Origin of the sequence: Paenibacillus sp. GYB004 (genome assembly GCF_036577605.1) — a bacterium.
Classification (GTDB): Bacteria; Bacillota; Bacilli; order Paenibacillales; family NBRC-103111; genus Paenibacillus_AB; species Paenibacillus_AB oceani.
Window position 1 is genome coordinate 53700 of record NZ_JARBDB010000002.1, and the last position, 24606, is coordinate 78305.

Genomic DNA, 24606 nt, shown 5'->3' on the forward strand with positions numbered 1-24606 from the left:
TCCCCATCCCGATTTCCAAAGGAAAGGACCTCAAGTTCCGCGGTAAAACGGAGGTCGAGGTCCTTATTCTTCACGGAATATCGTTTTGAAGCGGGGCTCATACATTGCAAAATACCTTTTGGGCAACCCCTCGCCAGTCCTGTTCCAGCAAGCTGCTGGCACTACAGCTACTGTGCCCGCGCAACCCGTGCCATCCGCCGCTTATTGCGACAAACGAAGCGCAAGCTCGTACAGCTCGCGGTTGATTTCTTTTTTGGAATGAACGACTTTGTCGATATCGGTCGTGACGAGCTCGCCTTTGATGACGCCGCACGCCTTGCCGGAATCGCCGGAGATCAGCTGACGCACCGCAAAGTCGCCGAGACGGCTAGCCAGGATGCGGTCATTGTGTGTCGGCGTACCGCCGCGCTGAATATGGCCAAGCACTGTTACGCGTGCGTCGATCCCGTTCGATTCCTTGATGCGGTCGGCCACGCTTTGTGCGTTGCCCGCTCCTTCGGCGATCACGATAATGCTGTGGCGTTTACCGACCTGGAAGTTGGCTTCCATCCGCTTCGCCACCTCGTCCAGATCGAACGGCACTTCCGGTACGAGAATCGTTTCGGCGCCGCTGGCAAGTCCTGCATACAGGGCGATGTCTCCGCAGTGACGGCCCATCACCTCTACGACCGAGGAACGCTCATGCGAGCTCATCGTATCGCGCAGCTTGTTGATCGCATCAACGACGATGCTGACAGCTGTATCGAAGCCGATCGTCACGTCCGTGAACGGAATATCGTTGTCGATCGTGCCCGGCAGCCCCATCGTACGGATTCCCAGCTTGCTCAATTTATTTGCGCCTTGATACGAACCTTCGCCACCGAGAACGACGAGGCCGTCAATCCCATGCTTGCGCAAATTGTCCGCTCCGAGCTGCTGGCCTTCCGGGGTCAAAAACTCCTTGCAGCGGGCCGTCTGCAAAATCGTTCCGCCACGCTGTATAATATCGCCGACGCTCCGCAAATCCATCGGACGAATATCTTCGTTAATAAGCCCGTAGTACCCGCGCTGAACGCCGTACACTTCCAGACCGTGGTAGATCGCGCTCCGCACCACCGCGCGAACGGCTGCGTTCATCCCTTGCGAGTCGCCGCCGCTTGTCAATACGGCAATTTTTTTAACTGTCATACATCATGTTCCCCTTTCGATTAGTCCCATGTAGTCGGTCATAGGTCCGGCTGCGTCAAACGGACGCCTTGCGGATCCATACGCTGTTGGCCCAGAAGAAGACGCGCATAAGCGGACTGCCTTTCATAAGCTGGCGCGATATGGCCCGCACTTGCTTTTGCTCCCTTACTTTCGGATCGGATAAATAGAGGGCCAGCAGCCCTTCGATAATCATCCGGTGAAACTGCGGATGGTCCAGACCGACAATGTCCTTCCGGGCCCGTTCCGCGATGACTGCGATTTGCCGGGCGGTCGTTTCTCCGTTCTCGTAATAAAAACAGAAATTCAAATCCCCGCCCGCCAAATCTTCATCCTGGTCGATCAAATAATCGAGTAAAATGTGCAGCCCGCATACATGCGGAAAGTAAGCTTTGTGAATCGCTTCCGCACGTTCGGCGGTGAGCCTCTCGCCGGAAGCGGCCAAAAACAAATAAAACACCCCAAGCGTCGAACCGGTTGCAGCCGCGAACTCGTTCCATCGCAAATGCGAAAAACGGGGCCGGTGCTTCTCCCACCAGTTCATCAGCTCCTGCTCGCGCAAATCGTGCCGGATATGCTTGTACACCTGCAGATCGCCGTACAGCCCGACCAGTTCCTTGATGCCGTCGCGGACGTGCGGATACGACGGCAGGCGGGAGATGCAGGCTTGGCAAGTACGGACGAGTTCGTGCAGGTACCCGCCGTCCTCGCGCTCCTCCCGGAGTGCGTAATAGTCGGCGAGCGGAGCGTCCGGATCAACCGCATCCAGCATCGAACGGTGAAGCAGCCGGAAATCTTCCGGGTCCATCGAGGTGCTGCGGTCGCATAAATTATCCAAATAATCGCTGATCGTCTGGAAAGCGACGATAAGCGGAATCAACACGTGGCGCATCGGCAAATTGGCGGCCGCGTATACTGCCCCGCCCTTGCAATGAAACTCTTTATGGGTAATGCTGTCGATCGCCTGCTTGCGCAGCTCGGGGTCGGGCATGCGCTCGGCCGTCTCGCGCCAACGCTGCAGTTCGCTTCTTACGCTCGGAAACACATGCCGGTATAATCGGTGCATCAGAGTTAGAGGGTTTCGGGGTACTTTTTGACTGTTACGCCTTGTCGTCATCAATTGCGGCGATCCTCCACGCTAGTCTTGATGACAATTTACCGAAATAAAGGTAAATTGCATCTATGATGCATTTCATAACTATAGCCGATGAATTGCATCTATGATGCATTTCTCCAGTCGATGCGGAGATTTGCATCGCGCCTGATGACAATTTACCGACATAGCGGCAAATTGCATCATTACCCCATATATTATAGTACAAAATCACCCAACTTCCTAATAATGCCCCTTAACCGATACGTCCTGATCCGCACGGAACCACAAATGAAGATCGGTAATGCAGCTCGCCAGCTCGGCGATCTCGGTATTCAGCCGGCAGGAGGTCGGAAAATCGTCCTCCGTATTGAGCCGGTTCTGCTTCTCCACAATCGTCTTCTCGAGCTGCATGATCCGGTCCGGAATCCGGCCCCGGACCCGCTCCCATTCATGGAGCAGCTCGGCTCTCTCCGCTTCCGTCAACGCTTCCCAAGCATAGTGCAGCACCGGCAGCCCGATGCCGAGTCGCTCGTCGTACACGAATTCGTATTTCATCCTTACCTACGCCTCCAGGCAACACGACTCTTGAACATTAATTTAACATGCGGCAAGCTTTCCCGCCAAGCGTAAAGTTCACAGCAAGGCAGGAAAATGGCGCGTGTCAACATTTTCTGCTAGGCGTTCGGGGCAATCCGTCTTATACTAGTACATAAGTGGAAGGAACATTTTGCAAGACGCCTTACGAGCGCGTACTTAGTAGCAGGCAGCTTCGCGCATGGCCTGAGTCTGGAGAGAACGCATATCATGACCCAACCCGAATCTGGACGGCGGCTGACCATGAGGCAGCTTTTTGCTTTTTTTATACCGCTGGGCCTATCCGCCAGCTTAGTTACGATCTCGCACGTCATCATCAACAGCACGCTCGCCCGCTCCGCCAGTCCTGAAACCATCATAGCCAGTTATGCGATCGGACTGAGCATGCTGGGGATTATCGAACGACCCGCCATCTTGCTTCGCCAGACGTGTTCCGCGCTCGTGCGCGACCGGACCTCGTTCAAGGCGATGACCAATGTGGCGGTTTGTCTGTTGATCGGCATGTTCGCCGCAGGGCTGATGATTTCTTATTCGCCGGCCGGCGAACTGTTGTTTCTGCGCTTGTTCGGTGTGGACGATTCGATGCTGCAGTCGATTATCGACGTCTACCGGGTTTTGATGTTCGTCAGCATCTTTTCGGGCATCCGGTGTTTGTACCACGGCATCATCATCAGCAACATGCGCACGAAATGGCTGACGATCGGGATGGTTGTGAGGCTCGCCGCGATGTATCTCGTATCGCTGTACTACATTCATACCGGTAATGTGACGAGCGGCCAGGTCGGAGCGGTAATCTTCCTCGTCGGGATGGCGATCGAGGCGGCCGTAAGCTATATCGAGGGGAGCCGGCTGGCCCGCAGCCTGCCGCTCAAAAAGGAAGGGCACGAGATCGAAAAGACCGGGCAAATCTTCCAATTTTACCGCCCGCTGCTGCTCTCCTCCCTGATCGCCGTCATCGTCGGCCCCGCCATTAATGCGATGCTCGGCAAAACGTCGGACATCGAGCTGGCGATCGCCTCGTTTGCGATTGCCGCGAGTCTGACGCAGCTGGTGACCAGCTTTTTCTCGTACATGCATCAAATCGTTTTGAATTTCTACCGGAAAGACTCGGCGCTGGCGGTCCGGTTCGTTATGCTGTGCGGCTTCATTCCGACGCTTCTGATCGGCATCCTGGCTTATACCGGCGTCGGTCCGTGGTTTATGGAGCATGTGATGGGCGTGAACGAACGTCTGATGGAAGCCAGCTTGCATACGCTGCGCGTCTTTATGTTTCTGGCGCTGATCTTCCCGTGGCTTGATTTCTGCAACGGCATCGTCATGCTTCGCGGCCAGACGAAAATCATGCTGTTCTCGCAATCAGCCAACGTCGCCGTCACGTTAACGGGGCTGATTTTGTGCGTCCTGAACGCGCCAGCCTGGAACGGTATGATCGGCGCCTTGGCACAATCGCTCGGTCTGGCCGCCGAGCTCGCGGTAGTCGCATTCGCGATCCGCGCCCAGTCTCCCGGAATAAGCCGGGGAGCCGGTACAACGCTGTGAAAGAAGGATCTTGTCCCATGACTACGGAAGTGAAGGAACGTACCGTTACCCGCGAATCCGGTGCGGCAGCGCAAGAGAGCGCAGCCGGGGCTCCCGGGCCCAAGACGGCCGGAAACGATCCGCTGCCGACCGTTCGCGACGAACGGACGATGCGGACGTTTTCGTTTGTCATGTACATGACGATGGCGCTGACCGTCTCTTTTTTCCCGTTATACTTCAGCGCTCAAGGCTATTCGAAGCTGCAGATCGGCACCATCTATGCGATCGGACCGTTCATCGGCATAGCCGCCAATCTCGTGTGGGGATATGCCAGCGACAAGCTGCAGACGATCCGCAAAGTATTGATCGTCATTCTGTGCGGGCAGTTGCTGACGACCGTTATTTTATCGCAGATGGATACGATCGCCTGGCTGTATGTCGTCATGGTCGCGTACAATTTCTTTTTTACGCCCATTAACGGATTAAACGACAGTCTCACTCTGCTTACGATCCGGCGTACAGGCAAAAGCTACGCCAGCTTCCGCGTATGGGGATCGCTCGGCTTCGCTTTCTCCTCGCTCGCTTTCGGAACGATTCTGCATGCGGTGGGCGTCGAGCATACGATCCTGTTCACGATCGGCACGATCTCGCTGTCGCTGTGCATCGCGTTTTTTCTGAAAGACCGGTCGGGCGGCCCTACGGGCGCTATCAGCTTCTCCGGTTTCTTCGATATAATCCGGCAGCCGCGGCTGCTGCTGTTTCTGGCGCTGATCTTTACGATGTCGTTCGCCCACCGGACGAACGACGGCTTCCTGGCGCTGACGATGCGGGAGCTCGGAGCAAGCGATACGGTCATCGGCTGGGCATGGACGGCTTCCTCCCTGAGCGAGATTCCGATGTTTTTCTGGCTCAGCAAAAACGGTCACCGCTTCAAGGAGCTGCCGCTGCTGATGATCGCCTCGTTTTTTTACGCGGTCCGGTTTTTCCTGGTCAGCATCGTGTCCGATCCGTTGTGGATCATTCCGCTCCAGCTCATGCACAGCGTCACGTTCGGTATCTTTCTCGTGACGGCGCTGCGGTACATCCAGCAGCTCATTCCGGATCAATTCCGGGCAACCGGTCAGGCGATCTATAATATCGTCTGGTCGTGCCTCGCCGGTCTCGCCAGCGGAATCGTCGGCGGCTGGGTATTCGACGGCTGGGGAGCTCCGGTGATGTACCGGATCGCCGCTTTTTCCGCCGTGCTTGCTTGTTTCGGCTTCCTGCTGACGTCGCTGTATCAGAGGAGACACTCTTAAGTCTCCTCTGTACCGGGCGGTTCGGAGGACCGGTCCCTCTCCGATCTCGTGTCGCCTCTACCGACTCCCCTGCTCTTTATTTCATATTTTTATTATTGTAAGCGTTGTCACCAATCCCTCTCCGCTCTCTATCACTCACTCTTTGGCCAATCGGTTCACGACGGTTTCCCTTCTAGTGCCTATCGTTCCTTGTATCAAGACTTGAAAAGGCAGCTGTCCAGGCCCCCTATGACCGCGTAAACGAAAACAGCGCCCGTCTGGCACACCAGAGGACGCCGTTACTTATAGTGCGAGTTCAAAAAGTCCGGTTTTCAGCACCGAGAAGACGGGATGAAGCTAGGAAATGAGAGCGGAGCGTAGTGGGATCTACGTGAGCACCGGAAGTTCCGGCTGCATTCCATATTCGATGTCGAGCAGGCTTCCTGATCTGCTCCGTGATCAAAAGCGGACTTTTTGAACTACCTTTTATAAGGTTTCATGTTCATCCGGATCGATCTTCACCCATTCGCGTGACCAATTCTCCATCTCCCGGATGACCGGCGCCAGCGCAAGCCCTTTGTCCGTCAGCGAATAGACAATTCGGACAGGCGTCTCCGGGTACACCTCGCGATGGACGATTCCTTCCTGCTCCAAATCTTTCAGCCGCTCCGACAACAGCCGGCCGCTGATGGGAATCGCCGTCTCGATCGTGCAAAACCGCTGAGGACCCGAAAGCAGCTGATGGACGATCAGCACGGTCCACCGTTTGCTTAAGACTTGGATCCCCTTTTCTACTAATGGACATAATGAGGACTGTTTCATCGCTTTCACCTCGCTTGTTTCAAGTATATCGCAAAATCAACTTAGTTACAAAGTAAAATATACTAACTTGACATTTGTAGCTTATTGTTTTACACTTTGTTACGAAAAGTAATTAACTTATTAAACGATATCTATTCGAATTATCGTTCCGAAAAAGGAGGAATATAAAATGGGTAAAAAAATCGGTATCATCGGCGCAAGCGGCAAAGCCGGAAGCCTGATCGTCCAAGAAGCGCTCGCAAGAGGGCATGAAGTGACGGCTATCGTCAGAAATGCCGCCAACATAACGATTCCTCAAGTAGCGGTGCTGGAGAAAAACGTCTTTGATCTAACTTCCGGCGATTTGAATCGTTTTGATGTCATCGTTAACGCTTTCGCAGCGCCAATCGGTCAGGAGCATCTCCATGTGGATGCCGGCAACGTGCTGATCAAGGCGCTTCAGGAAGCCACGGACACGAGACTGCTCGTAGTCGGAGGAGCGGGCAGCTTGTTCGTCGACGAGGCCAAGACGACCCGTCTGGTGGATACGCCCCAATTCCCTAAGGAGTACCACGCTACCGCGACCAATCAAGGCAAAAATCTGGAGCTTCTCCAGCTAACGGATTCCATCAACTGGACGTTTCTTAGTCCGGCCGCCTTTTTCTCGCCGGAGGGCCGAAGAACCGGCTCGTACCGACTGGGCAAAGACCATCTTCTGCTCAATTCCAAAGGCGACAGTTATGTAAGCTACGCCGACTATGCGATTGCCGTATTGGACGAGATCGAACATCCGCAACATCCGAACACCCGCTTCACCGTTGTATCCGAATCTTAAGATTAACCGCCAAAACCATCAGGAGGGAAATGAAAAATGGGGTTTTTAGACACGATATTTGGTAAAACTACAGACGGCGAGCAGGCTCGGGGAGCTGCCAACGATTTTTATACGGCCGTGGAAGCAAGACGTTCGATCTACGCGATCAGCAGCGAACAGGTTGTATCGGACGAGCGAATCGAGCAGGTAATCAACCATGCGGTGAAACATACGCCCTCCTCCTTTAACTCGCAATCGGCGAGAGTCGTCGTTTTGCTTGGCGACAAGCATAAGAAGCTGTGGGACATCACGACGGAAACGTTGCGGAAAATCGTACCGGTAGACCAATTTGGGCCTACCGCCGATAAAATGAACGCTTTTGCATCCGGCTACGGAACCGTCTTGTTTTTTGAGGATCATGCCGTTATCGAATCGCTGCAGCAGCAGTTTGCTTCCTACAGCGACAACTTCCCGATCTGGTCGATGCAGTCGAGCGGCATGCTGCAATATGTGATCTGGACATCGCTTGAGCTGGAAGGCTTCGGCGCCTCGCTGCAGCATTACAACCCGCTGATCGACGAAGCGGTCAAGCAAGAGTGGAACATCCCGGCCAGCTGGAAGCTGATGGCGCAGATGCCTTTCGGCAAACCTACCGCTCCTGCGGGCGAGAAGCAGTTTAAACCGCTGGAGGAACGGGTCCGTTACTTGAAATAATCGACGCATCCATACCGTTGGCCGTCTGTCCGTTTCAGATCCGAAATTAAAACAATATGGGAGAGGTTTCATTCAATGAATCGCAATGTTGAGATCGGGCTGCTAATAACGCGGCTCGTGCTGGGCATCATATTTTTGGTACATGGTATCGTCAAATTCCGCGACGGGATCGGGAATATATCCGGCTGGTTCGACAGCATCGGCATTCCGGGATTCGCCGCCTATATCGTCGCTATTATCGAGCTGGCTGGCGGCCTCGCATTGATCGTTGGTTTCGGCACACGGATCGTGTCCATCCTGCTGGCGATTGTGATGGCCGGAGCGATTTTCAAAGTCAAGCTGGCCGCCGGTTTTCTCGGGAACGGGCAAATGGCGGGCTACGAGCTGGACTTGGCTCTGCTGGCGATCGCCTTGCTGCTCGGGTTAAGCGGCAGCCGCCTGCTTGCCTTGGACCGGGCTCTGCCAGGCTCCCGTTCCGCGACGCTGAATAGCTGACCTGTTTTCACCAAGCGAATAAGCATGACACGGGAATGACCCCGTTTCCAAATGAAAGGACCTCAAATCCCACTGTAACGTGGAGGTTGAGGTCCTTTTCTGCTCGGCATTATCCATATTTGTGTTTGAACATCACATTCAAGAATGATGGGAAACCCTAATCTATCTTAGTTAATGTTATCGACCGGAATGACCTCCACGAGTTCACCGTCCCGTTTTCCCCGTCCGCCCGGAGGGATCAGAATGAGACAATCCGAATCCTTGATCGACACGGAGACGCCGGACCGATCTTGCCCTACAGGCTCCACGAACACCAGGCCCTCCCGGATATAAGTTTTTCCGCGGACATAGCGGGTATAAGCATTCCCTTTTGTAAAATCCCCTTTCAGATACGCTCTAAATGTTCGGGGATACGGATCTTGTTGTCCCAACTTGCCGTATAGAGCGGGAAGAACAAACAGCTTAAATCCTACAAAGCACGCCCCCGGATTGCCCGATAAGCCGAACAGCAGCGTATTTTGCATCACTCCCGCAGTGGTTACGCTTCCAGGACGCATCGCGATTTTATTAAATAACAGCGTGCCCTTCAGGTTGTTGAAAATCTCCGCCATCATGTCATAGTCGCCTACCGATACCCCTCCCGTAGTCAAAATCAGATCGGCTGTATCTGCTGCCCGGTAGATCGTTTCTTCGGATTGTTCTTTATGGTCGGGGAGCATCGCGAAGGCGGCAACTTCCCCGCCGGCTTCCTGTACAAGGGACGAGAGCATGTAGAAATTGCTGTCCCGTATTTTCCCGGGCTGAAGCGGTGAACGTATATCGAGCAGTTCCGATCCGGTAGAGAAGATCGCAACCCTAGGTTTTTTAAAAACACGGACCTTGTCATAACCGAAAGCGGCGAGAAGCGAAGCTTGCCCGGCATTGATCCGCTGCCCTGTGCCGAACAGAAACTCGTTTTCCTGAATTTCCTCTCCGACAAAGGACACATTTCTCCCTTCCTCCACTTCCTTCTTGACGGCTACGAACGGCTTGCCGCCGATCTCGCAGTCTTCCGTCATCTCGAACATAACCACCGTATCTGCACCGTCAGGCAAGGGAGCACCCGTCATAATACGGGAAGCTTGTCCGCTATGAACGGGCAGCGACGGGACCGTTCCGCAAGGAATCGTCTGGATCACCTCCAACATGGCAGGGCTCTCGAAGCTGGCGCTGCGAAGATCCCCGGCCTTGACCGCAAACCCGTCCATTCCGGATTTTACAAAGTGCGGCATACTACTGGGGGCGGCAATGTCTTCGGCCAATCTTCTACCGTAGGCGTATTGAAGTTTCAGACATTCGGACGGCTGTAGACGAATATGAGGCTCCATGCGCCGCTGGGCTTCCGCAACACTGATCGCCTGTCGGTTCTCCTTCATCGCAAGTCCCCTTCCCCGATCGAATTATGTAATTTCGATTTCCGGATTGCATACGTGCGTCTGCGCTTCTCGCTTCTAAGAACTCTTTGTTATTTTTATGGAACGTATTATAATTAAAGAAGCGAGGAAATACCAAGGCATAATCAATATTCCGCATGAATTGCTTCTGGAGCACGGGAACGTTTATCCCTTACTTTACGTTTGATTGATTTCCCTAACGATCGTGTAGGGAGTTAACCAGCATGAACAGACTCTCCCGAATGATGAGTTTGTTTGATGCTGGTTTTTTCATACATAGAACCCGACAGGCGGCTGCAGCAATCCCCTCTCAACTTTTCTTGAGCTGTACGATCCGGAGGCGTTGTGTTCGTCGGACCGCAACCAAATACGGCAGTAAGGGATGTGACAGATGTGAATCCGGTCGAGAATAAGCGTGAGATCATCCGCTATCATCGCGGAGCCATCGAGCATGTGCAGGACCCGATCGTGACCGAATACCCTGTTACCATCAGGATCGATGGCGAAGAGTTTGCAACCATGGTCTGTTCGCCGGAATACATCGAGGATATGGCCGTCGGTTTTCTGGCTTCGGAAGGCGTCATTCAGCACTATGATGACATTGACGAGATCTCGTTTGATGAGAGTGCGGGTTTCGTTCATATCCATACCCGAAGAAGGAATGAGTTGTATCAACTATTCCACTCGAAACGATACATTACCTCCTGCTGCGGAAAAAGCCGGCAAAGCTTCTATTTTATCAACGATGCCAAAACGGCAAAGGTTATCACAGAAACCCGGGTGACTTTATCATTCGAGGATTGCTTTCGGTTCATGGAATTGCTGCAAAGCTCGGCAGAGGTGTTCCGGAATACGGGAGGCGTCCATAATGCCGCGCTGTGCGATAAACAGGGTCTCGTTTTATCGAGGATGGATATTGGCCGTCATAATGCGCTGGACAAGATTTACGGACATTGTTTAAGGCATCGTATTCCGTTGCAAGGAAAAATGATCGTATTCAGTGGGCGCATTTCATCCGAAATCTTATTAAAAGTCGCAAAAATCGGGTGCGAGGTCGTGTTATCCAAATCCGCCCCGACGGAACTCGCTCTGCAATTGGCGGATGAGCTGGGGATCACGACGGTCGGATTTATCCGCAATCATTCCTTAAATGTCTATACCCATCCTCATCGGATTGAGGAGCTGCATTCGAAGGGACGATACTCAACATAGATTGGGGTGAACATCATGGAGGATCAACTCCTAGACCTGCGGCATCGTCCGTTACGGGACTTGCGAATATCCGTTACGGACCGGTGCAATTTTCGCTGCCGTTATTGCATGCCGGCGGAAATTTTCGGGCCGGATTACGAATTTTTGCCTAAAGACCGCATATTGAGCTACGAGGAGACGACCCGCCTGGTCCGGATTTTCGTTTCCTTAGGCGTCAAAAAATTGCGTATTACAGGCGGAGAGCCTCTGCTGCGCAAAGATCTCCCTGCTTTTCTCCATCGGTTGAACCAGCTTGAGGGGGTCGAAGATATGGCGCTGACCACCAATGGCGTCCTGCTCCCCAAATATGCCAAAGCGCTTCGGGATGCGGGGCTAAAGCGGGTCACCGTAAGCCTCGATTCGCTCGATGATCAGCGATTCCGTTTGATGAACGGCGGCAGAAGCGGAGTTCAGCCTGTGTTGGACGGCATTGAAGCGGCGGTGCAGGCGGGGATGAAAGTGAAAATCAATATGGTGGTGCAAAAGGGGATCAACGATCAGGATTTGCTGCCGATGGCCGCTTATTTTCGGGAAAAAGGGCATATTCTGCGGTTTATCGAATTTATGGATGTCGGCAATTCGAATGGATGGAAATGGGATAATGTCGTGACCAAAAAACAAATCCTCGATATCCTTCAGGAACGGATGCCGCTGGAACCTGTGGATGCCCTGTATAACGGCGAGGTCGCTTCACGTTATCGCTACAAAGGGAGCGAGGACGAAATCGGAATCATTTCGTCTGTCAGCGACGCGTTTTGTTCGACGTGCACACGCGCCAGAATTTCCGCCGAAGGAAAGCTGTATACTTGCTTATTTGCTTCCCGGGGCCACGATCTGCGTACGCGGCTTCGATCGGACCAGACAGATAGCGAAATCGGCGCGTACATTGAACATATATGGAAGGCAAGGTCAGACCGCTATTCGGAAGACCGAATGACGAATTCGCACGTTTCGCCGAAAATTGAGATGTCACATATCGGGGGGTAATCCATACTCAACGGCAAATTCCGGCGATAGGCCGCTTCTATGCAAGATCGTATCGATCGATTATGATAGTCTAATCGAACGATTCGGCTAGGAACGGAAGTGAACGGATTGACCGACAATGCTGCAAACGCAAACCAAAAACCGATTACGATCGTCTCCATCGTCACCGCCTTCTGCCTGCTCGGCGACTCGATGCTCTACGTCGTATTGCCGATCTACTGGCAGGAGGCGGGGTTGACCTCCCTATGGCAAGTCGGGATTTTGCTCTCGATCAACCGGTTCGTCCGGCTGCCGCTGAATCCGCTGATCGGCTGGCTGTACCATACGATGCCGCTGCGAACCGGTCTGATCGCCGCCGTCTTGCTCGGGGCGCTGACGACGGTCGGCTACGGGATGTTTCAGGGCTTCGCCGCCTGGCTCGTGCTGCGGGCCGTCTGGGGGATCGCCTGGTCGCTGCTGCGGATGGGCGGTTATTTGACCGTGATCGCCTATTCCGATCATACGAACCGCGGTCACCGGATGGGCCGGTACAACGGGATCTCCCGGATCGGCAGCCTGTTCGGGATGCTGCTCGGCGGCGTGCTGGCGCCTATCGTCGGGCTTCAGACAGTTTCCGTCGCCTTCGGCGCCCTGGCGCTGGCCGGCTTGCCCGCCATCCTGATCCTGATGCCCAAAAGCGGTTACGCCGCTCCGGCGTCACGCTCCAAGACCGGCTCTCCCGCCCCCGAAGCCGGTGCGGAGCCCGTATGGTACAAATCCCGCGCCGTGCGCAAAGCGGTCGCAACCGGCCTGATCCTGGCGGTGCTGCAATCGGTCTTAACCGCCACGCTCAGCCTCGTCATCGATACCAACTATCCGGGCACTCATACGCTGCTCGGCATCGTGCTAGGCGGCACGGCGCTCGCCGGCGTCCTGCAGGCGATTCGCTGGACGAGCGAGCCGCTGCTCGCTTCCTGGTTCGGGCGGCTGTCCGACGGCCCGCGCGGACGGCTGCCGCTGTTCGCCGCCGCACTCGCCGCTTCGGCCGCCGGCTTCGCGCTTATGCCGTGGCCGCTGCCGATCGCGCTCTGGCTCGCTGCCGTGCTGCTCGTCATGATCGCCGGGACCGCCGTCTCGACGCTGATGGACGCGCTCGCCTCCGATGCCGCCCGATCGGCTTCCGTCGTCGCCGTCATGACGGCCTACTCGGTCGCGACCGACCTCGGCTCGGCCATCGGGCCGGCGCTGTCGTACGCCTTGGCGGGCTGGGCCGGCGGCTTGACGCCCGCATATCTCGGCTGCGCCGTCGTCTTCGCGGTCGTCGCCGCCTGGCATATGCCGCGCCGGAGCCGCGCCGCTGCGGATGTGGCGCGATCGGCTTAACCGTCTCCCGCAATGCCGGATCGGTGGCGCCTCCTGCACGACAATCGGGGGGCTCCCGAAAGTGCTCATGACAGGGAACGTCCCATTTCCAATCGAAAGGACCTCAAATTCCGCGGTAATGCGGAAGCAGAGGTCCTTTTTCTCGAGGAAATCCCGTTCCAGGCGGAGCTCACAAAATCGCAAAATGACTATGGAGCACCCCCATTTGCTCAAGTATTATCGTTACATCTTCAGCCCTTCTGCATGAACGCCAGCCGTCTTCTTGTTCAGCCTATCCGCCACGATGCAATATCCCATCCCTACATAGGCCAGTCCCCAAACCGCGGCAAACCACTGATTGTCTTCCAGAGGAAGGAACATCGACAGAACGATCGCCAGCTGCAGCCCGGCGACCCAGCGCGGAAAAACGCGGGCCCGGAACGTCAAATAGGCGAAAACAAGCGTACCGCCCAGAAACCCTGCCATCGACACCACACGGGATATCGTGACGACCGGACCGTCCGGCATCTCCACATGGCCGCCGAATACGAAAACCGTCCAGACCATCGCCGTCGTTACGATATTGCCGATAATGATGCCGAGTGTCGCAATCAGCCCGATTCCCCCTGTCTCCTCCGATTGGACCATATAAGTAACGATGGTGCCTACCGACATTAAAATACAGGCGATCAAGCCGAAAGTCAGCTCCTGCACGCTGTCCGTCCCCCAAATGATAGCCGTCGGGGTCATGCCGATCCGCGCGATTCCCGCCAGCACACAAATCCAGCCCAGCGTTTTCACCAATTGTCCCAAATTCATTCGTTTCATCCTCCACCCATCTGATCGTTTCGCTTCGGTACCGATCATAACGTGCGGGAATTCCCCGGGGGCAGAGCAGCGGTTCCCGATGAGCACAGGAAAAACGGTGTACGGTTTCGGGAAAAAGCAAGTCCGGAACGGGAAAATGATCCGGACCCATATTCAGGAAGCGGGGGAGGCGGCTATAATGAAAACAGAAGCTCCAATCACCGCAGACCATCCTAATCGTCCATATACGAAATCCACATAATCGGGAAAGAGGTATCTTCATGAAACCGGACGTTCACCCGCCCGCCGGGACCGCTAATGCGAACCATCGCCATAACCGGTTATCGCTCGGCCTGCAGCTCCTAGTCCTGACCTTCGCTCTGATTACGATCGGCCTCTACTTGAGCAGTATCCCCGGTTACTACACAGCACTCGTAACAAGCTGCATCCCGGAAGGCTGCGGCAAGTCCGTACCGGCGATGCCGATCGACGGAAACGGCTTGTCTTTGGAAACCTATGCGGCGCTGTTCGTCCTCATCGATGTGGGCTTTACGTCCGTCTTTTATATAACCTCTGCCGTCTTGTTCTGGAAATGCCGGCGGGAACCGCTCGGCCTGCTAGCCGCCATTGCGATGGTTTCCTTCGGCACCTCGTTTCCCTCCTTGTTCGTCGTCGCTTCCGAGGATTCGGCGGCCGCGCATTTGTGGTTTATGATCGTCTCGATGGTCGGCTGGATTTCGCTTGCGTTATTTATTTTCTTATTTCCGAACGGGCGTTTCGTGCCCCGGTGGACCCGGTTCTTTTTTGTAGTGATCGTCCTGATGGATGCGGTCATCCTGATGTTCGACGGAAACATGTGGGAGAAGCTGAACGTCCCGGTATTCATCCAGTTTTTGTGGTTCGTATCGTTTACGGCGGCTATGATCTATTCGCAAGTATACCGGTTTCGCCGAGTATCCACCCCTGCCGAGCGTCAGCAGACCAAATGGGTCGTCTACGGGGTCTCTGTCGGCTTCGTCGGCTTTATTGCGATGAGCCTTTTGTTCGATCCCAGTATGCACGACGGTTCCGCGATGACTTATGTGGTGCTGAACGGCGTGCTGCATCTGGTTCTGCTCGCGATTCCGGTTACGCTGATGACCGCCGTGCTGCGCAAAAAGCTGTGGGATATCGATCCTTTGGTGAACCGGACGTTAGTCTATGCAGCCCTTACGGTTTGCGTTGTGCTGCTGTACACGGCCGCCGTATTTTATCTGAGCCGGGTTTTTCAGACGAAAGACCATTTTCTCGTCTCCCTGATTGCCACCGCCGTCGTCGCTGTCGCCTTCGCGCCGCTGAAGGAGTGGCTGCAGCGCCAAATCAACCGGCTTATGAAAGGCAGGCACGACGATCCGTACGCCGTCTTGATCGAGCTGGGCAATCGGCTGATGCGTCCGGCCGAGCCGGATGCGATGCTGAAGGCCGTCGTCGGGACGGTCAAAGACGCGCTGCGCCTACCTTATACCGGCATCTCCATCGGCGTGGACGGGCAAGAGACGATGATCGCCTCGGAAGGCGAGCCGGTATACGAGCTGCACGCGTTTCCGGTTATTCACCGGGGCGAGGAACTCGGGACGCTCCATATCGCCAGCCGCTCTCCCGGGGAAACGTTCGGCGCCGAAGATATGAAATTTTTGGAGGTGCTGCAACGCCAGGCCGGGCCGATTCTGGAAAATGTAAAAATGACGCTCGGGATGAAGCTGCTGGTCGCGGATTTGCGGGATTCCCGGGAAAAGCTCGTATTGGCCCGGGAAGAGGAGCGGCGGCAGCTGCGCAACAACCTTCACGATGATCTCGCTCCGCGGCTCGCGGCGCTCGCTCTGAATGCGGCGGCGGCCCAAAGCTATGTCGAGAAGGAACCGGCGGCCGCGATCCGGATGATGGCCGAGCTGCGCCTGGTCATTCGCTCCACGGTGGAGGAGATCCGCACGCTCGTGCACGAGCTTCGTCCGCCCACGCTGGATGAGCTGGGGCTGGCCGGTGCCATCCGGGAACGAATCGCCGAGCTGTCCAAGCCGGCGATGCCGATGGACGGCCGTTCGGAGGATGAGCCTCTCCGCATCCGGCTTTATACGCCGCCGGCGCTGCCCGTTCTGCCTGCAGCCGTCGAGGTGGCGGCTTACCGGATTGTCAGCGAGTCGCTTGCCAATGTGTTGAAGCATGCGCAGGCGACGTCATGTACGGTGAGACTCGACCTTTCCCCGTCCAGGGAGCTGATGATCGAGATCGCCGATAACGGTAAAGGGATGTATGCCCGGTCCCCGCTGGCGGAGCCGGGAACGGTGTTGGCAGCGGGTGCGGGTTCCGGTATCGGTCTCGGGTCGATCCGCGAGCGGGCGGCCGAGCTGGGCGGGCGCTGTACGATCGAGCAGCCGGATTCGGGAGGAACGCGGATTGTGGCCGTTTTGCCATTGCAGGGAGAGGAGAAAACTCAATGAATATTATAATAGCGGACGATCATCCTCTGTTTCGCAGCGGGGTGCGCAACCTGCTCCGCACGACGGAGGATCTGGTTGTGGCGGGAGAAGCTTCGACCGGCGACGAAGCGCTGGAGCTTACAGCCAAGCTGGACCCGGATCTGATTCTTATGGATATCCGGATGCCGGGGATAAACGGAATCGAGGCGACCCGGCTGATCAAAGAAAAACACCCGCGTTCGGAGGTGCTGATTCTGACGATGTTCCGCGACGACCAGTCGGTCTTTACCGCTATGCGCGCCGGGGCCAAAGGATATGTGCTGAAAGATGCGGACGAGATCGAACTGCTCCAGTCGATCCGGATCGTCGGCAGCGGCGGAGCGGTGTTCGGCTCGGATATCGCCGGGCGGATGATTCATTACTTTTCCGCCTCGCAATCGAAGGAGCCGTCCGTACATCCCGCTCTGTCCGAGCTGACCAAACGGGAAATGGACATATTGGAGCATATAGCCGAGGGGTACACGAACGCCCAAATCAGCGCCAAGCTTGCGATTAGCGCCAAAACGGTCGCGAATAACGTCTCCACGCTGCTGAACAAATTGCAGGTGATGGACCGCCATGAAGCCCGCCGTCTGCTGCTGCAGGTCAGGGAGGGAGCCGAGCTGCCGGACATGTAGCGGGTCGTCAACCTAGGCGTGCAAACCCGTCGGCAAGCCAGGCACCGGGCACTTCCCGCGCGGAGGGCACCTCTATTCATTTGCCGTTCGATCTGGTCAAGCCTCATGCTCTCTGTTATGATGATTAGTAAAAATACGTATAATAACAGTGAAGATTCACTAATTTATCGCACAGAATCGATATATATTGTCCTTAGAGTGCGAGTTCAAAAAGTCCAGTTTTCAGCACCGAGAAGATGGGATGAAGCTAGGAAATGAGGAGCGGAGCGTAGTGGCAGCTTTTGTGAGGACCGGAAGCAGGGAGGCGGAGCGATGAGCGAGACGTACGGAGAACGGCTGAATCTGGTTCCCAAACCGTTTTATATTCACAAAGTGCACCGGACCACCCCGTTTAATATGCCGGCGAATCACTATCACGATGCTTACGAAATATATTATATGCTTTCCGGAGAACGTTATTATTTCATCAAAGACCGCACATACCGGATCTTGCCCGGCGATCTGGTGCTGATCGACAAGTACGTGCTGCACAAAACGCAAACGATTACGAAAGAGCATGAGCGTGTGCTGATCCAATATCACGACGGCCTGATCGACCCGATCGCGGGCAGCTCCGGCTGGGACCCGAAGCCGATCTTCGAGACGCCGGTGCTGCGGCTGAACATCAAGCAGCAGGCCGTAGTCGAGGGGCTGATCGACAAGCTGCTGGAGGAAAGCAAGTCGCCAACGCCGGAAAGTCCGCTTTACGTCAAAATTGCGCTGACCGAACTGCTGCTGTTCGCCGGCCGGTGCATCCGTGAGCAGACCGGCTCTCCCCTTCGGGCCGAGCCGGACAACCCGATGTTCGAGCGGGTGTCGGGCGTCGCCGCCTACATTAACGAGCACTACGCCGAGCCGCTCTCGCTTACACTGCTGTCGGAGCTGTTCCATATTAATCCGCATTATTTGAGCCGTATCTTCAACAAAGTGACCGGCTTTTCGTTCGTCGAATATGTCAACCTTGTCCGTCTGAAGGAAGCCCAGAAGCTGCTCGTCGCAGGGGACAAAAACGTAACGCAAATCGCGGACTGCGTCGGCTTCGAAAGCTTGTCGCATTTCGGGCGGGTATTCAAGGCGGCCATGGGGATGAGCCCGAAAGATTTCCGCAAAAAGTTCGGGAGCTGATGGGGCAGACAGGGGATACTCGAGAATTTCAGCGGCGGGAACAGCCGGGCAACAGCGAACTTAACTTCCTGATATGAACGAAGTCTGTCAAGAGCGCTTCTTGGACTCCTTCGTCTTTGCTCAAACTGTACGTTTCTGAGGTGCTTTATACTGACATGCAGCCTGTGAAGCTCCTTCCGGAAGTTTTACTTCCGTTATACGTTGATCGCAGCGGGAAATCGAAGTATAACGGAACCATTGGTTCCGTTATTTTCATTGATAATAGCTGTATCCCCCTATAAATTCGAAATAACGGAAACCATCCTTCCGCTATCACGTGAAAATTACGCACCTGGCGGGAATAACGGAAGCCGTTCTTCCGCTACGCCTGAGGATAACCATCGATTCCGAGGCTGTCGATTCATTGTGTAGAAGTGTCAGCAGGCCGTTCCAAGTGAAAAATGACCTTCTTCTGCTCAAACAGGTTGTCCGGAATCCCTTGATTGAATAAGGATTGTAAGGTAGGGGATTCCAGACAAAACTCGCCAGAAGGTAATCTTTTCCCTTTCCACTTGGTTGTCCACATTGAATCGACAGCCTCGATTCCGGCCCCTATCGCGATCGAAAAACGTCACCCAAGTTTGGGATCGGGGACGCTCCACCACTTCAATCTGCGTTCCATCCACTGCCGTACCTCGCCGCATCGCATCCTGATCCTAAAGAAGACGCATTCATGACCGCTGCGATGAAAGCGGCCATAAATGCGTCTTCCCCGGGTCCGACGGCTGCATGTTCAATTATCTGATACGGAGACAGCTCCGGCATTGCACTCCATCACGTATTGCAATAGCTGTGCGACGCCGTGCTCCTCGTTCGTCCCGGTAACCCGGAGCGCCGTCCGTTTCACTTCCTCCTGCGCGTTGCCCATCGCGACGCCGAGTCCGGCCGCACGGATCATCGACAGATCGTTGCCGCCGTCTCCTACGGCGACGGTCTGCTCCAGACCGATGCCGAGCAGCCGGCACACCTGCTCGAGACCGCTCGCTTTCGTGATGCCGGCCGGACTCAGCTCCAGATTCGTCTCGTTCGAGCTTGTCACCTCGATCTCCCCATCCAACGCGAGCCACTGGCGAAGCTCCCGAAGCTTGGCCGGATTTTCGCTGGCATAACCGACCTTCAGCCATACGCACTCGTCCCATTCCGGCTCGGCCCAGCTGCTCCGCGTCATAAGCCCGTTAGTCGTATAAGCCCAGTACCATACGTCCTTGTCACGGCCAGCCCGGATGAGCCGCCGGACCGTATCCGGCGCAAGCGGATAACGCGCATGCAGCTCGTCCGGCGACCGCCACACTTCCGCACCGTTGACGGCGACGATCGGAGACGTCAAACCCATTTCGTCCGTATACGCGCGAATGTTTTGAATGCCCCGGCCTGTCGACATCATCACGGTGATTCCGCTGGCCGCAGCCTTCGCGATCGCTTCCGCATTTTCTCGGGATATCCGTTTCTCGTCGTTCAGTAACGTCCCGTCCATATCCAAAGCAACCAGCTTGTATCTCACAACCTCCGGCTCCTCTCTGCCGGACAGTATCCGCCCGTCCGAGGGTTCTTCTCACTCACCGCTCTCGATGGTTTTCCGGTATTCCGTCGGCGAACAGCCGTTCAGCTTTTTGAACGTTTTGGAGAAGTGGGTATAGTCCTCGAACCCGACGAAATGTCCGATTTCATACACTTTAATGAAAGGTTTCTGCAAGTACCGCTTCGCTTCCTTAACGCGAACCTGCACCAAATATTGAATAAACGACACGCCCATCGACCGCTTGAACAACGTGCTGAAATAGTTCGGGGAAATGCCGAAATGATCGGACACCTGTTTCAGTGAAAACTCGGGATCGGCATAACGCTGCGCGATCAAAGCCAGCGCTTCTTTCATCATCGGATGCTTCGGCTGTCCTGCGGCTCCGTCCTCATCCGCCGCATAGTCGAAATTCGCGGCCGTCCGCCGCATCAGACGATCCCGTACAGTGTGCATCACGGATAGGAAATAATCGGAATCAATCGGCTTCAGCAAATAATCCGTCACTCCGAAGCGAAGCGCCTTCTGCGCGTAGCTGAAATCCCCATACCCGGAGACGATAATAAACTCCGCTGTATGCTTCCGCTCGCCAAGCTCCCGGATGAGGGCGAGGCCGTCCATACCGGGCATCCGGATGTCCGTAATGACGATATCCGGCCGGTGAAGCTCTGCGGCCTGGAGCGCGCTTTCCCCGTCGCTTGCTTCCGCTGCGATGCAGAAGCCCGATAGTTCTGTCTCAATGAGCGCGCGCATGCTGCGCTTGGCCACACGCTCATCGTCGACGAGCATTACTTTAAGCACCGGATCAACTCCTGCCGTACGTTTGTCTTATACGTGCTGTCATTCTACTAGAATAACGTCTGATCGGGTCCGGTTTCAATGAAGAGGCATGTATCGCCTGCTTGTAAAAATTGCTACTCCTTTAAAGAGCCCAGCATAGCGCCCTTCACAAAATACTTTTGCAAAAACGGATATACGATTAAAATCGGCAAGGTCGAAAAGATGATCGCCCCCGCCTTCATCATCTCCGGCGTCTGTATAACGCTTGCGTCAAACATGCTGTTGTCCAGCCCGGAGTCGACCGAGCTGCTCTGAACGAGCTTCCTCAGCTTGAGCTGGAGCGGGAACAGCGCATCCGACCGGATGTACATCAGCGCGCCGAAATACGCATTCCACTGCGATACGGCATGGAACAGCGCGATCGTAGCGAGTACCGCCTTGGAGATGGGCAAAACGATGCGGATAAAGACGCTGAATTCGCCGCAGCCGTCGATTTTGGCCGCCTCGATCAATTCCTTGGACACGCCCTGGAAAAAAGTCTTCATTATAAAAACGTAATAAGCGCCCAGCGCCCCCGGAATAATAAGCGACCAGAGCGTGTTCATCATGCCCATCCCTTTAATGACAAGAAAGGTCGGGATCAGCGGAATCGGGAAGATGAAGGAAAACAAAACGAGCCTCATAATCAACGTCCGCCCCGGCATTTGCGGTCTCGATAGCGTATAGGCCAGCGAAGCGGTAAGCGCGAGACAAAGCACCGTACCTGCAACCGTAATGTAGATGCTTACGCCCATCGCCCGCCACATATCGTTCATCCGGAATAAAGTCTGGTACACGTCCAGAAAAAAACCTTTCGGCCACAGATAGACGAGCTTCGCTCCCGCATAAACGGGATCGCTCAAGGAGACCGCAACCAGGTGAACCATCGGCGCGATCATCGTCAGACTGATGATCAGAATGACCGCCGAGTTAAAAAACTGGAATATTGATTCCGAACGCCTGCTTCTCATGCTGTTATCCTCCGGCTATTAATAAATGCTTTCTCCAGTCGTCTTCTGACTTACTTTATTCAAAGTGACGACGAGCAAAACGCCGATTACCGCCTTGAACATACCGATCGCCGTCGTATAACTGTATTGGCCGCCTGTCAAACCGACGCGGTATACGTACGTATCGAATACCTCTCCGACTTCCCGGACCAGCGGGTTCAGAAAGAACAGCACCTGCTCGACATTGGCGTCCAGCAAGTTGCCGATCCGCAGCAGAAACAGCACGATTATCGTCGGCATAAGCGACGGCAGCGTGATGCTCCACATTTTGCGCCAGCGCCCCGCCCCGTCTACGACCGCCGCTTCATACAAGTTCGGGTTAATGCCTGCGATGGCGGCCAAATAAATAATCATCGACCAGCCGACTTCCTTCCAGATCCCGGCGCTGATCACGACGCCGTAAAAGTATTGCGGCTCGGTCAGAAACGACAACGGCCCGATTCCAAAGCCGGCGAGCAGACGGTTCATCATGCCTTCGGCGGCCAGCAGCTCGACGAAGATGCCCCCGACGATAATCCACGACAAGAAATGCGGCAGATATAGCAGCGTCTGCATCGACCGCTTAAACCAGGTTAACCGGATTTCATTCAGGAACAGCGCCAGAAGAAGCGGAGCCGGGAAACCGAACAGGAGGGAATACAATCCGAATTTCAGCGTATTTTTCAGCACCATCAGAAACTCCGGGTACTGGAACATGAATATGAAGTGCTTGATACCTACCCATTTGCTGTGAAATACGCCCTGGAACAAATTGTAATCCTGAAACGCAATAATGTTTCCGGCCAGCGGGATGTATTTGAAAATAAGAAAGTGAAGCAGGGCGGGCAGGGCGATCAGAAACAAAACGACAGAGTCGGAACCTTTCAGTTTGCGGAGCAAAAGCGAGTCTCCTTCCTTTAGATCGTATGCAAATTCATCTCGTATGCGGGATAATGGGTAAAAGAAGGGAGGCCCCTCCAGAACCGCAACTGCGTTGGAGCCTCCTGCCGCTTCCTTTTATTTCCCTTTGGAATTGTACCAGTCGGTCGCTTCCTTGATGACGGCTTCGCCGCCGCGGCTTTTCCATTCCTTCACGAACTTGTCGAAGCCGGCATCCAGCTCTTCTTTCCCTACGACCAGCTTCACGAACGCATCGTAGAACAGCGTGTTTGCGCCCAGATTCACTTCCAGCTCCGGACGTCCGGTGAGCGACTCGAGCTGCGGCATTCCCATCGACGCATGCTTGTAGACGGCGGATTCGGCGGCTTTGTAGCCGTTTTTCATAATCTCCGCCTCCGGCACCAGCTCCATCAGCAGACCGGTATTGGAACCGGAGCCTTTCGGATTGATCGTTTTCTGGAAAAATCCGCTCGCGCCGTTTTCGGTGTTGACCGGATTGTCCGCGTCGAAGACGACTTTGCCGCCCTCTTCTTTGTAGTTGTGATCCTTGATGCCGAACGCGAAAAACTTCTTGCCTTCGTCGCTGCCCCATGCCCAGTCCAAATATTGGATCACGGCTTCGGGATCTTTCGTCTTGGACGGGATAACCCATACGAAGTCGATCTGCTCGGACTGAGGCTCGAAATAAGCTTCGCCGCGCGGTCCTTTAGGCGGAGCAATCATCGTCGTCTCGGCATCCGGCTGGTTGACGTATTTGGCCTTGTCCGTAAACGACCGGTACTGGTTCGCCGCCGCGCCATAAGCCCCGTAGTACCCTTTATAAATGTCGGTCATCCGGTCGGACTGCTTTTTCGTTACGAAATCTTTATGGATGTAACCGTTGTCATACAGCTTCTTATAAAAAGCGATCGCTTCCTTCATCTCCGGCTGAATGAAGTCCGGTTCCAGCCGCCCGTTGCGCATCTGCCAAGCGTCCGGCCTTACTCCGAACGAGCCGGTGAAGACGTCGTTCCAGCCCAGATTGTCGGTGAGCGCCAGTGCATATTCGTTGTCCGGGTTGCCGTCTCCGTTCATATCGTTTTTCTTGACGCCTTCGGCGAATTTCAGGAAATCGTCCAGCGTTTTCGGCGTTTCCATGTTCAGTTTTTTGAGCCAATCCTGACGAATGAAGATTACGCGTGAAGCCGGCGCCGCGGATACGATCGGGATGCCGTAAGTAACGCCGTTTTTCTTCACTCTCGGGCTGTTCCATGCCACTTCGGGAATGCTGCTCTTCAAGTTTTTGCCGTGTTTGGCGATGAGATCGTCGAGCGGAAGAAATACGTTCTGGTCAACGGCGCCTGCGTGGACGTTCGAATAAATGCTGCTCGTCATCATCAGGTCCGACATTTCTCCGGTCGCAAAGCGGAGGGACAGCTGCTGGTTATAGTCGGCGCCGCCTCCCCAGGTCAACAGCTCGTGACGGATATCGAAGCCGGATAAGCGGTTCAGCTCTTTGTAATATTTCTCTTTCTCCGCCGCCGGAGCTTGAGTGGCGAATACGTTGCCGCCGTCTGTCGTCAGCACGCGAATCGTTTTGCTGATGGCCTGCTTACCGTCCCCGCTATCTCCGCCCGATTCCGGCTTGGAATCCCCGCACGCCGTAAGCGATGCCGACGCCAGCACGAGACATGCCGACGCGAGCCATACTGTTTTTTTGTTCATTCTGTTTGCCGTACCTCCCCTAGGATGAA

22 protein-coding genes are annotated in these 24606 nt (G+C 55.1%); 11 read left to right on the forward strand and 11 right to left on the reverse strand.

Annotated elements, in window-relative coordinates:
- Window positions 1–201: 201 nt before the first annotated feature.
- From pfkA to PV433_RS00355, 3 genes are all read right to left on the reverse strand, one after another.
- Entirely contained in the window at window positions 202–1167 is a 966-nt protein-coding gene (gene pfkA, locus PV433_RS00345) for a 6-phosphofructokinase (protein ID WP_332070242.1), read from the reverse strand.
- 55 nt (window positions 1168–1222) lie between these two features.
- The gene (locus PV433_RS00350; protein WP_223836676.1) at window positions 1223–2302 is read right to left on the reverse strand and encodes a tetraprenyl-beta-curcumene synthase family protein; all 1080 of its coding nucleotides are present in this window, start codon (window positions 2300–2302) and stop codon (window positions 1223–1225) included.
- A 219-nt stretch (window positions 2303–2521) separates the two neighbouring features.
- The gene (locus PV433_RS00355; RefSeq protein WP_332070243.1) at window positions 2522–2836 is read right to left on the reverse strand and encodes a hypothetical protein; all 315 of its coding nucleotides are present in this window, start codon (window positions 2834–2836) and stop codon (window positions 2522–2524) included.
- A gap of 282 nt (window positions 2837–3118) precedes the next feature.
- Here PV433_RS00355 and PV433_RS00360 point away from each other — a divergent pair, with 282 nt between their 5' ends.
- Both PV433_RS00360 and PV433_RS00365 read left to right on the forward strand, forming a co-directional pair.
- The gene (locus PV433_RS00360; RefSeq protein ID WP_442951458.1) at window positions 3119–4414 is read left to right on the forward strand and encodes a multi antimicrobial extrusion protein MatE; all 1296 of its coding nucleotides are present in this window, start codon (window positions 3119–3121) and stop codon (window positions 4412–4414) included.
- A gap of 17 nt (window positions 4415–4431) precedes the next feature.
- Complete coding sequence (locus tag PV433_RS00365) at window positions 4432–5691, forward strand: MFS transporter (protein ID WP_332070245.1); 1260 nt, start codon at window positions 4432–4434, stop codon at window positions 5689–5691.
- A 465-nt stretch (window positions 5692–6156) separates the two neighbouring features.
- Here PV433_RS00365 and PV433_RS00370 read toward each other — a convergent pair whose 3' ends face one another.
- On the reverse strand, window positions 6157–6492 hold the full coding sequence (locus PV433_RS00370) for a winged helix-turn-helix transcriptional regulator (protein ID WP_190928920.1): 336 nt from the start codon (window positions 6490–6492) through the stop codon (window positions 6157–6159).
- Between the two features lie 169 nt (window positions 6493–6661).
- Here PV433_RS00370 and PV433_RS00375 point away from each other — a divergent pair, with 169 nt between their 5' ends.
- From PV433_RS00375 to PV433_RS00385, 3 genes are all read left to right on the forward strand, one after another.
- Window positions 6662–7306: an NAD(P)-dependent oxidoreductase gene (locus PV433_RS00375; RefSeq protein ID WP_332070246.1), complete on the forward strand. Its 645-nt coding sequence runs from the start codon at window positions 6662–6664 to the stop codon at window positions 7304–7306.
- 36 nt (window positions 7307–7342) lie between these two features.
- A complete protein-coding gene (locus PV433_RS00380; RefSeq protein ID WP_332070247.1) occupies window positions 7343–7999 on the forward strand; it encodes a nitroreductase family protein in 657 nt (218 codons plus the stop codon).
- Between the two features lie 75 nt (window positions 8000–8074).
- Window positions 8075–8494, forward strand: a complete 420-nt coding sequence (locus tag PV433_RS00385; protein WP_332070248.1) for a DoxX family protein — start codon at window positions 8075–8077, stop codon at window positions 8492–8494.
- 167 nt (window positions 8495–8661) lie between these two features.
- Here PV433_RS00385 and PV433_RS00390 read toward each other — a convergent pair whose 3' ends face one another.
- Window positions 8662–9909, reverse strand: a complete 1248-nt coding sequence (locus tag PV433_RS00390) for a molybdopterin molybdotransferase MoeA (protein WP_332070249.1) — start codon at window positions 9907–9909, stop codon at window positions 8662–8664.
- Window positions 9910–10320: 411 nt separating this feature from the next.
- Here PV433_RS00390 and fdhD point away from each other — a divergent pair, with 411 nt between their 5' ends.
- The 3 genes from fdhD to PV433_RS00405 all read left to right on the forward strand — a co-directional run bounded on the left by fdhD (window position 10321) and on the right by PV433_RS00405 (window position 13527).
- Window positions 10321–11139: a formate dehydrogenase accessory sulfurtransferase FdhD gene (fdhD, locus tag PV433_RS00395; protein ID WP_332070250.1), complete on the forward strand. Its 819-nt coding sequence runs from the start codon at window positions 10321–10323 to the stop codon at window positions 11137–11139.
- Between the two features lie 15 nt (window positions 11140–11154).
- Entirely contained in the window at window positions 11155–12165 is a 1011-nt protein-coding gene (gene moaA / locus PV433_RS00400; RefSeq protein WP_332070251.1) for a GTP 3',8-cyclase MoaA, read from the forward strand.
- Between the two features lie 108 nt (window positions 12166–12273).
- Window positions 12274–13527, forward strand: a complete 1254-nt coding sequence (locus tag PV433_RS00405; protein WP_332070252.1) for an MFS transporter — start codon at window positions 12274–12276, stop codon at window positions 13525–13527.
- A 222-nt stretch (window positions 13528–13749) separates the two neighbouring features.
- Here PV433_RS00405 and PV433_RS00410 read toward each other — a convergent pair whose 3' ends face one another.
- On the reverse strand, window positions 13750–14325 hold the full coding sequence (locus PV433_RS00410) for a hypothetical protein (RefSeq protein WP_332070253.1): 576 nt from the start codon (window positions 14323–14325) through the stop codon (window positions 13750–13752).
- Between the two features lie 269 nt (window positions 14326–14594).
- Between PV433_RS00410 and PV433_RS00415 the strand changes: the two genes are divergently transcribed.
- The 3 genes from PV433_RS00415 to PV433_RS00425 all read left to right on the forward strand — a co-directional run bounded on the left by PV433_RS00415 (window position 14595) and on the right by PV433_RS00425 (window position 18610).
- The gene (locus tag PV433_RS00415; RefSeq protein ID WP_332070254.1) at window positions 14595–16790 is read left to right on the forward strand and encodes a GAF domain-containing sensor histidine kinase; all 2196 of its coding nucleotides are present in this window, start codon (window positions 14595–14597) and stop codon (window positions 16788–16790) included.
- Window positions 16787–17446 (forward strand): response regulator transcription factor, encoded by a 660-nt coding sequence (locus PV433_RS00420; RefSeq protein WP_332070255.1) that lies wholly within the window; start codon window positions 16787–16789, stop codon window positions 17444–17446. Before PV433_RS00415 ends, PV433_RS00420 begins: the two co-directional genes overlap by 4 nt.
- Before the next feature lie 312 nt (window positions 17447–17758).
- The gene (locus PV433_RS00425) at window positions 17759–18610 is read left to right on the forward strand and encodes a helix-turn-helix domain-containing protein (RefSeq protein ID WP_332070256.1); all 852 of its coding nucleotides are present in this window, start codon (window positions 17759–17761) and stop codon (window positions 18608–18610) included.
- Between the two features lie 772 nt (window positions 18611–19382).
- Here PV433_RS00425 and PV433_RS00430 read toward each other — a convergent pair.
- From PV433_RS00430 to PV433_RS00450, 5 genes are all read right to left on the reverse strand, one after another.
- Window positions 19383–20150, reverse strand: a complete 768-nt coding sequence (locus tag PV433_RS00430; RefSeq protein ID WP_332070257.1) for an HAD family hydrolase — start codon at window positions 20148–20150, stop codon at window positions 19383–19385.
- Between the two features lie 51 nt (window positions 20151–20201).
- Window positions 20202–20966, reverse strand: a complete 765-nt coding sequence (locus PV433_RS00435) for a response regulator transcription factor (RefSeq protein ID WP_332070258.1) — start codon at window positions 20964–20966, stop codon at window positions 20202–20204.
- Between the two features lie 113 nt (window positions 20967–21079).
- Entirely contained in the window at window positions 21080–21955 is an 876-nt protein-coding gene (locus tag PV433_RS00440) for a carbohydrate ABC transporter permease (protein ID WP_332070259.1), read from the reverse strand.
- Window positions 21956–21973: 18 nt separating this feature from the next.
- Window positions 21974–22873, reverse strand: coding sequence for an ABC transporter permease (locus PV433_RS00445; RefSeq protein ID WP_332070260.1), 900 nt, complete (start codon window positions 22871–22873; stop codon window positions 21974–21976).
- Between the two features lie 117 nt (window positions 22874–22990).
- The gene (locus tag PV433_RS00450) at window positions 22991–24577 is read right to left on the reverse strand and encodes an extracellular solute-binding protein (RefSeq protein ID WP_332070261.1); all 1587 of its coding nucleotides are present in this window, start codon (window positions 24575–24577) and stop codon (window positions 22991–22993) included.
- Window positions 24578–24606: the final 29 nt, after the last annotated feature.

Excerpts from the sequence above, each read along its gene's own strand:
- pfkA (WP_332070242.1), bottom strand. The coding sequence starts at position 1,167 with ATGACAGTTAAAAAAATTGCCGTATTGACAAGCGGCGGCGACTCGCAA.
- PV433_RS00350 (WP_223836676.1), bottom strand. The coding sequence starts at position 2,302 with ATGACGACAAGGCGTAACAGTCAAAAAGTACCCCGAAACCCTCTAACT.
- PV433_RS00355 (WP_332070243.1), bottom strand. The coding sequence starts at position 2,836 with ATGAAATACGAATTCGTGTACGACGAGCGACTCGGCATCGGGCTGCCG.
- PV433_RS00360 (WP_442951458.1), top strand. The coding sequence starts at position 3,119 with ATGAGGCAGCTTTTTGCTTTTTTTATACCGCTGGGCCTATCCGCCAGC.
- PV433_RS00365 (WP_332070245.1), top strand. The coding sequence starts at position 4,432 with ATGACTACGGAAGTGAAGGAACGTACCGTTACCCGCGAATCCGGTGCG.
- PV433_RS00370 (WP_190928920.1), bottom strand. The coding sequence starts at position 6,492 with ATGAAACAGTCCTCATTATGTCCATTAGTAGAAAAGGGGATCCAAGTC.
- PV433_RS00375 (WP_332070246.1), top strand. The coding sequence starts at position 6,662 with ATGGGTAAAAAAATCGGTATCATCGGCGCAAGCGGCAAAGCCGGAAGC.
- PV433_RS00380 (WP_332070247.1), top strand. The coding sequence starts at position 7,343 with ATGGGGTTTTTAGACACGATATTTGGTAAAACTACAGACGGCGAGCAG.
- PV433_RS00385 (WP_332070248.1), top strand. The coding sequence starts at position 8,075 with ATGAATCGCAATGTTGAGATCGGGCTGCTAATAACGCGGCTCGTGCTG.
- PV433_RS00390 (WP_332070249.1), bottom strand. The coding sequence starts at position 9,909 with ATGAAGGAGAACCGACAGGCGATCAGTGTTGCGGAAGCCCAGCGGCGC.
- moaA (WP_332070251.1), top strand. The coding sequence starts at position 11,155 with ATGGAGGATCAACTCCTAGACCTGCGGCATCGTCCGTTACGGGACTTG.
- PV433_RS00410 (WP_332070253.1), bottom strand. The coding sequence starts at position 14,325 with ATGAATTTGGGACAATTGGTGAAAACGCTGGGCTGGATTTGTGTGCTG.
- PV433_RS00415 (WP_332070254.1), top strand. The coding sequence starts at position 14,595 with ATGAAACCGGACGTTCACCCGCCCGCCGGGACCGCTAATGCGAACCAT.
- PV433_RS00420 (WP_332070255.1), top strand. The coding sequence starts at position 16,787 with ATGAATATTATAATAGCGGACGATCATCCTCTGTTTCGCAGCGGGGTG.
- PV433_RS00425 (WP_332070256.1), top strand. The coding sequence starts at position 17,759 with ATGAGCGAGACGTACGGAGAACGGCTGAATCTGGTTCCCAAACCGTTT.
- PV433_RS00440 (WP_332070259.1), bottom strand. The coding sequence starts at position 21,955 with ATGAGAAGCAGGCGTTCGGAATCAATATTCCAGTTTTTTAACTCGGCG.
- PV433_RS00450 (WP_332070261.1), bottom strand. The coding sequence starts at position 24,577 with ATGAACAAAAAAACAGTATGGCTCGCGTCGGCATGTCTCGTGCTGGCG.